This is a genomic window from Haliscomenobacter sp. (assembly GCF_033763495.1).
Lineage (GTDB): Bacteria > Bacteroidota > Bacteroidia > Chitinophagales > Saprospiraceae > Haliscomenobacter.
In genome coordinates this window covers 1-7,418 of record NZ_JANRKL010000205.1, presented here as the reverse complement: position 1 = coordinate 7,418, position 7,418 = coordinate 1, and the positions used below count along the sequence as shown (strand labels likewise).

5 protein-coding genes are annotated in these 7,418 nt (G+C 47.4%); 1 reads left to right on the top strand and 4 read right to left on the bottom strand.

Going from position 1 to position 7,418, the window contains the following annotated elements; genetic code table 11:
- Positions 1 to 186: 186 nt before the first annotated feature.
- Together SFV55_RS24005 and SFV55_RS24000 are read right to left on the bottom strand one after the other, a co-directional pair.
- Positions 187 to 2,439 (bottom strand): DUF5723 family protein, encoded by a 2,253-nt coding sequence (locus tag SFV55_RS24005; protein ID WP_320032108.1) that lies wholly within the window; start codon positions 2,437 to 2,439, stop codon positions 187 to 189.
- A 164-nt stretch (positions 2,440 to 2,603) separates the two neighbouring features.
- On the bottom strand, positions 2,604 to 4,154 hold the full coding sequence (locus SFV55_RS24000) for a glycine--tRNA ligase (RefSeq protein WP_320032107.1): 1,551 nt from the start codon (positions 4,152 to 4,154) through the stop codon (positions 2,604 to 2,606).
- Between the two features lie 293 nt (positions 4,155 to 4,447).
- On the opposite strand from SFV55_RS24000, the gene SFV55_RS23995 reads away from it, so the two are divergent.
- The gene (locus SFV55_RS23995; protein ID WP_320032106.1) at positions 4,448 to 5,128 is read left to right on the top strand and encodes a head GIN domain-containing protein; all 681 of its coding nucleotides are present in this window, start codon (positions 4,448 to 4,450) and stop codon (positions 5,126 to 5,128) included.
- A gap of 153 nt (positions 5,129 to 5,281) precedes the next feature.
- Here SFV55_RS23995 and SFV55_RS23990 read toward each other — a convergent pair whose 3' ends face one another.
- Both SFV55_RS23990 and SFV55_RS23985 read right to left on the bottom strand, forming a co-directional pair.
- Entirely contained in the window at positions 5,282 to 6,370 is a 1,089-nt protein-coding gene (locus SFV55_RS23990) for a DUF4837 family protein (RefSeq protein ID WP_320032105.1), read from the bottom strand.
- Positions 6,371 to 6,488: 118 nt separating this feature from the next.
- Positions 6,489 to 7,418: AAA family ATPase (locus SFV55_RS23985; protein WP_320032104.1), on the bottom strand; the 930-nt coding region annotated here is incomplete at its 5' end.

Below are 7,418 nucleotides of genomic sequence, written 5' to 3'. Positions count from 1 at the left end.
TTTTTGCAGAAGGCGATGCGGTATTTTGCGGATACGCAGCTGAAATAAGTTGAGAAGTTGAGGGGTTGAGAAGTTGGGGGTACCGCAGCTACCCGGGCACTGAGACTACGCGCAGTGACCGGGTAGCTGCGGTAGCCTCAACTTCTCAACTCCTCAACTTCTCAACCCCTCAACTCCTCAACTTTATTACTCCTCCAATTCCAAAATCCGCGCGGGCAAATACCCCACGAAATCCCGAAAGCGCACTTTCCACCAGTCGTCATTGGATTTTTCCAACAACTCCAAACGGTGGCCGATCACTACTGGCAAAAGCTCCAGGCTCCGTTCATCCGGGCTTTGGCGGATGGTTGAGTTTTCCAAAACCCGGTAAACGATCACTCGGCCAGGGCGGGTGGAAACACTCACTGGTGGTTTGGAAGAGGTGGGTGGTGGAGTCGTTGCAATCACCGGAGCGGGTTTTTCTTCAACAGGTGGCGTTTCCACCTTGCGCTCGGGGATGAGTTCACGTTCGGGTACCCTTACCTCCTCTTCTTCTGCTACTACCGGAGCGGTGATAGCCGGCGGCGCCTGAACCCCGGTATTGAGTTCAAATTCTTTTTTCAATTGCATTTGTCCTCCCATTTCATCGGTGCTGATGATGGTTTCATTGGGTGAAAAACCATTCTTGCGCAGCACCAGTCGGTGATTGTTTTCACGCCTTAGGGAGAGCAGTATAATACCGTTACCAAAGGTACGCTTGGTGAGCAAAGCCTCCGTGCCATCGGCATTCTGAATGTATACTTCCAGGGCTACCCCGGTCAATTGTTCTTTGCTTATTCCGTTAAATACCGTACCCACCAGTGAAACTGAAGGTGGCAACTCCACCGGTGCCCGCGAGGTGGTACCCGGAGGAGTATTGGATTTTTTATCGTTTTCCTTAGGTTTGTTGCTGGCCAGTAGTTCCTTAGGTTCCTCTTTTTTCTTGGGTTCAGCTTTTTTCTTGGGGTTCAACTCCGCATACCGCTCATCGCGGGTTTGGCGGCCAAAATTGAAGGTCAGGCCCAGATTGAAATGTGCAGTTTTGGAGCTATTAAAAGCAAAGAGGGGGATGATGTTGTCGGAAGCGAGGTACAACTGGGCCGGCCCAAGATTGAGTGCAGCACCAGCGCCAAAATTGATGGTGGACTTATTGAAAGAGGAGATGTTTCCGCCCACTTGCAAAATTTTATTCACCCGCGTGGTAATGCCTACGCCAAAGCCAAAATCTATCTCGCCCAGGTAAAATCGAGGGTTGAGCACCACATCAATAGAAGTAGTTGGGGTTACAAAATAACTCCCCCCTACGTACAACAAAGCGGGCAAGCGGGTTTTGAAGGTAGTGTCGATGGTCGCTTTACGCCCCAGACTGTCCACAAATTCCAATACTTCAGAGTTGAAATAATCCAGATCCTGGGTCGGAAATTCAATATTGTCGTCGGCCAAAGGGTTGATGGTGACGTCATTTTTCCAGGTGATGCTGCCCACATTGAGCAAACTGGCGTACAAATCCAGTTCCTTGTTGACATTCAATTGCAGACCGAGGTCAAAAGCGAAACCATTGTTGCCCGTATTTTGCAGGTAGTTGGATGGATTCCGTTGTAGCGCCTGGGTAGCCAAACTGCCAAAATTCAAATTGCCCAGAATGCCATAATAGGGCTTTAAATTTTGAACGCCTGAACTCATGAAGCTCAAGTTGCCCAAAACGCCAAAAAAACGATCGTCTGCATCACTGACGAAGCGCATTGAATCATTGCTGGTTTGGATTTGGCTAATGCCCATCAAGGATTTAGCCCGAAAACCAATAGAAAGTTTTTTGTTGATCTGGCGGGTGTACCCAATGCCAATGGAGCGATATTGCAATACATTGTACTGAAAATCCTGAATGTTGTAGGTGCGGTTCACAATCTTGCTATTGCCTACATTGAACAGCATTTCCGCCAGTGGCCGGGGGTATTGCATCAATGCGTTCATGGTCTCGTTGGCAAAAACATTGATGTAATTGCGGGAACCAATGCGGAAGCCCAAATCCAGTAAATTAACGCTGACGTCCATTTGGGCATAATTCTGCTGATCCAGGTCGTCCAGAAATTTCTTGTAAGGATTGTCGGGCCCCCCTTCAACATTGCTGCCCTTCCGAAAATCACCTAATCGAAATCCGGAGCTACTCACTGCGCCATTGGCGCCACTCATCAGGGGCAAGCCAATGTTGTATTTAGACAGTGGAATCCGTCCTGGGTTGACCAGATAAGATTGTGGCGCAAAGGTCAATTGGGACAAAGTGAGGTTGCGCTGGGCAAAAATGGAATTGGCAAGCAGCCAGAAGCTGCAAGCCAACCAAAGTGGTTGGGAAAAGGAAAATAAGGAACGAATCCGTAGTCTGGGGGTAGCTTGCATCGAAGGTTGTTTTGTAAAGTTACTCATGAATGCTCGGTTTTTGGATGCTACGCATTTTAGTTTAACGAGGAATTTACTGGATTCGCCTGTTCTTCAAGTCAAAAGAACGTCACAAGATTTTGTATATAAAAAAAACCGCTGCGACATTGAATTGTGCAGCGGTTTTTTTCGGGCGGCTGGTAGGGGTAGCCCTACAGCAACAACGTTTTCATGTCAACCCGCTGGCGGACAATTTCTTCGATCTTATCAATGTGAACCCGTTCTTGTTTAAGACTATCGCGTTCACGTATGGTCACAGTATTGTTTTCCAAGGTTTCAAAATCAATGGTCACGCAGTAGGGAGTACCAATAGCATCCTGGCGACGGTAACGACGGCCAATGGCGTCTTTTTCGTCATACTGACACTGGAAGGAGAACTTCAGTTTGTTGAACACATCGGTGCTGGCCTTTACCAGTTCTTCACGATTTTTCAACAAGGGCAACACTGCAACCTTGATAGGTGCCAAAGCTGGATGCAATTTCATTACCACCCGGGTCGAGTCATTACCATCAGCATCTGGTACAGTTTCTTCTTGGAGTGATTCACTCATCATGGCGAGGAACATTCGGTCGGCACCAACCGATGTTTCGAGCACATAAGGTACGTAATTTTCATTGAGCTCAGGGTCAAAATATTGTAATTTTTTTCCTGACAGTTCCTGATGACTGCTAAGGTCAAAATTGGTCCGTGAGTGAATGCCCTCCAATTCCTTAAACCCAAACGGAAATTCGTATTGAATGTCCACCGCAGCGTTGGCGTAGTGGGCTAGATTATCGTGGTCTTTAAAGCGCAGTTTGGACTCCGGGGTACCGATTTTGCGGTGCCAGTTCATCCGGGTTTGTTTCCAGTAATCATACCACTTCATTTCCTCACCGGGACGGATAAAGAACTGCATTTCCATTTGTTCAAATTCACGCATGCGGAAAATGAACTGCCGGGCTACAATTTCGTTGCGGAAAGCTTTGCCAATTTGAGCAATGCCAAAGGGCACTTTCTGCCGGGTCGATTTTTGTACGTTCAAAAAGTTCACAAAGATCCCCTGTGCAGTTTCGGGGCGCAGGTACAATTTACCCTCTTCTCCGGCAATATTGCCCAATTGGGTGTTGAACATGAGGTTGAACTGGCGTACATCAGTCCAATTGCGCGATCCAGTATCGGGTTCGGTGATTTCCAAATCCTCGATGATGGCTTTCATCTCGGCCATGTCCCCCTTCGACATGGCGGCAGTCAACCGGTCGGTTACTGCCTGGGCTTTTTGGGTATATTCGAGTACACGTGGGTTGGTGGTGCGGTAAAGGGCTTCGTCGAAGGAATCACCAAATTTTTTCTTGGCTTTTTCAACTTCTTTATCTGCCTTGCCCAATATTTTATCAATTTCTTCCTCGATCAACACATCGGCACGGAAGCGTTTTTTGCTGTCTTTGTTGTCTACCAAAGGATCGTTAAAAGCATCCACGTGCCCAGAAGCCTTCCAGGTTTTGGGGTGCATAAAGATGGCAGCATCCAGACCCACAATGTTGTCGTGCATCTGCACCATTGCCGCCCACCAGTAATCCTTGATGTTGTTTTTGAGTTCTACACCATAGGGACCGTAATCATACACGGCAGCAAGACCATCGTAAATTTCACTCGATTGAAAGATAAAACCGTACTCTTTGCTGTGCGCAACCAACTTCTTGAACAGATCCGCTTGCTGGGTCATTGTAAATGCTTATTTGTGTAATACTGAATTAGGCTGCAAAAATGGCAAAAATTCGGGTTTGTTGCCGGGTAAAGCTCGATTTTTTTGGTTTTGAGCCCTGTTTATATTTTATCTGGGTGCTAAAATAGGGGCAGCGCGCGTTCTTAGCATCCTATTACAGGAGTTGAGAAGGTTGAGGGAGGTTGAGAAAGTTTAGGCTGCCGCGAGCGGCTTAGACAAGATTGACGCCCAAGTCGCTCGCGGTAGCCTAAACCTTCTCAACACGCTCAACCTTCTCAACTAAAAAAAAGAATATGAAACGATTGATGCAAATCGGACTACTACTGGGATTGTTTACGACGCAGTTACACGCCCAAAAGGAAGTGCAGGTAGAAAATTTTGATCAGGTCAGCGCCATTGGGAGCATCACCATGCACTTGGAAGCAGGGGATGCCAATAAGGTGGTATTGTACATTGACGGCATTCCTGAAAAAGAAATTGAGGTAAAAGTGTCCAAAGGTGTGCTGCGCATCCAGGTTTTAAATGGTTTTTTGTACAAAAACGAAATTGTCAAAGCCTACGTGACCTACAAAAGTTTGCGGGGAGTGAGGGCCAACGCCGGAGCAAAAGTGGATTGTAAAGAAACCCTCAGCGCTGATCTGTTTTCAGCCAGTGTGGCCGCAGGTGGGCAAATGGATTTGAGCCTCAACGTCAAGAGTCTGGACGCCAGTGCTTCTGAAGGCGGCCAATTGAACCTGAAAGGCACCGCCACTAGTCAGGACATCAATGCAAGCACTGGAGGGGTGTGCCGCTGTTCGGGTTTGATTGGCGAAAAAGCTACTGTAAAAACCAGCACTGGTGGCCGCGCCGAAGTTCAGGTGACTGATTTATTGGAGGCTTCCGCTAATGTTGGTGGCGAAATTTTATATGAAAACGAACCCAAAGAAAAACGGGTGAAACAGTTTTTGGGGGGCGATGTGCGGAAGATGAGGTAAGTGATGAGAGATGAAAGATGAGAGATGAAAGAGGCTACCGCAGCGTTTTGACCAGAATCTTGTCTAAGTCCCTGCGGTAGCCTCTTTCATCTCTCATCTCTCATCTTTCATCTCTCATCTTTCATCTCTCATCTTTCATCTTTCATTTCTTTCTTACGGTTTCATCTCCGTCCTTTGCCGTTGCAACAAGAATTGCAATTCCAATAATTTTTCCACCTTATTGGACAAAGTGCCTTCCACAAAACCAGCCAATAAGACAGGAGCGTCTGGCGGGAAGTTGGGCAACTGGCAAATGAAGGACCCGGTTCTACTCCCTAACAGCCACAATCCTCGCCATTCTGTGGCGGGGATTGTTTTTTGATACCGAATGGTTGATGCGAATAAGGGCGGATTTTTTTCTTCCAAACGAATGCTGCCGCCGCCGTACATGGCTGTAGGCGCAGGTGTTCGCCGCAAAACGCCTTGTAGTGTAGCTTCAGGCGACTGAGCAGATCGGGCCAATTCAGCCACGGTGGTGCGGCGAATCAGGATCCACAAAGCCCCTCCTTCAGGATAAGCATACTGCAACCAGGAAATTGAATCGGTACTGCTGATGATCTGGGTTCCACGTGGTAAATCCAGATCTACTTTATGGTTTTCCCAGAGTTTGCGGTTGATGGCATCTTCCGGTTTCTTTTTAAACAAGATTGATTCGTGCAAATGGGCCTCGTTTTCCCGGATTTTTTGATAAATGGTGGGATAATATTGTTCCCAGAGTTGTAAGGCTTGTTTTTCATCATTCACGGCAACAACCATGACCCGTTGTGGGTCCGACCAAACTTTGTCCATGGCAAAAACCTGATTGTCGCGCCATTGCTTGAGTTGTTCCTGGCTGAGTCGGCTTTCAATAATTTTGGCCAGAGCCTGCTCCTGGGCATTGGCAGAATATTTGCGAATGATGATCAGGCAGTTGCGCTGAGCTAAAAATTTTGGATTGGTCAAAAAACGATTTGGCGAGTAATACTGGGACTTGAACAAGGGTTCGGCTGGCGTTACAAAAGGAAATGCTGTTGCAAAATGAGCCCTAACTTCCTTACCAATTTTCCCTTGCCACCAGATGGTATCCATTACAATGCTCAGCTCGTTGAGCTTCCCCAAGGCTGGCGGTAAAGTTTTTTCAGGGCTATCTTTGACACAACCTGAGCCAAGGAAATGGCATAATCCCAAAAAAAGCAGCAGTTCCCAAAATCTTTTACGAGCCATGACGGACTAATTTCAAAACGGAAATGTACGGATTTGGCTGGATTAAAATGCAAAACGGCGCAGAAAAGCTCCGCGCCGTTTTAAAATCAATTACAGAAAAATTATGGCGTCATAATACTTAGAATAAACTTTTGATCACATGCTCCTCACTGATGCCTTCCGCTTCTGCCTTATAGTTGCGCACAATCCGGTGACGCAATACATAATTGGCAATGGTTTGCACATCTTCGATGTCCGGAGAATATTTTCCACTGATGGCCGCATGGCACTTGGCACCCAATACCAGGTATTGTGAGGCACGAGGCCCTGCTCCCCAGGAGATGTAATTATTAACCATATCCGTCGCCATAGGTGTTTTGGGGCGGGTCTTGGTAGCCAGGGTCACAGCATAACGCAATACGTTGTCAGCAATCGGAATTTTGCGGATCAATTGCTGAAAGCCTAGGATTTGAGCACCCGACAGGATATGATTCAACTGGATGTTTTGGGCAGTTGTTGTGCCTCGTACCACTTCCAATTCTTCATCATAGGAAGGATAATCCAGTGTAATGTTGAACATAAAACGGTCCAGCTGGGCTTCGGGCAAGGGGTAGGTACCTTCCTGCTCAATGGGGTTCTGGGTTGCCAACACGAAAAAGGGCTTCGGCAAATCGTGGCGGGTACCACTCACCGTCACCGATCTTTCCTGCATCGCTTCCAGAAGCGCAGCTTGGGTTTTAGGTGGAGTACGGTTGATTTCGTCAGCCAAAACGATATTGGAAAACAGAGGTCCACGGTTAAATTTGAAGTGGCGATCCTCGTCCAGGATTTCCGATCCAGTAATGTCCGAAGGCATCAAGTCCGGGGTAAATTGGATGCGTTTGAAGTCGAGGTCAAGTACTTCGGCGATCGTGCTTACCAGCAGGGTTTTGGCCAATCCTGGCACCCCTACCAACAGGCTATGTCCATTGCTAAACAGGGCAATGATTACGGCTTTCACCACGTCATCTTGTCCTACAATCACTTTGCCAATCTCTTTCTTCAGATCCTTATAAGATTGTGCCATTGC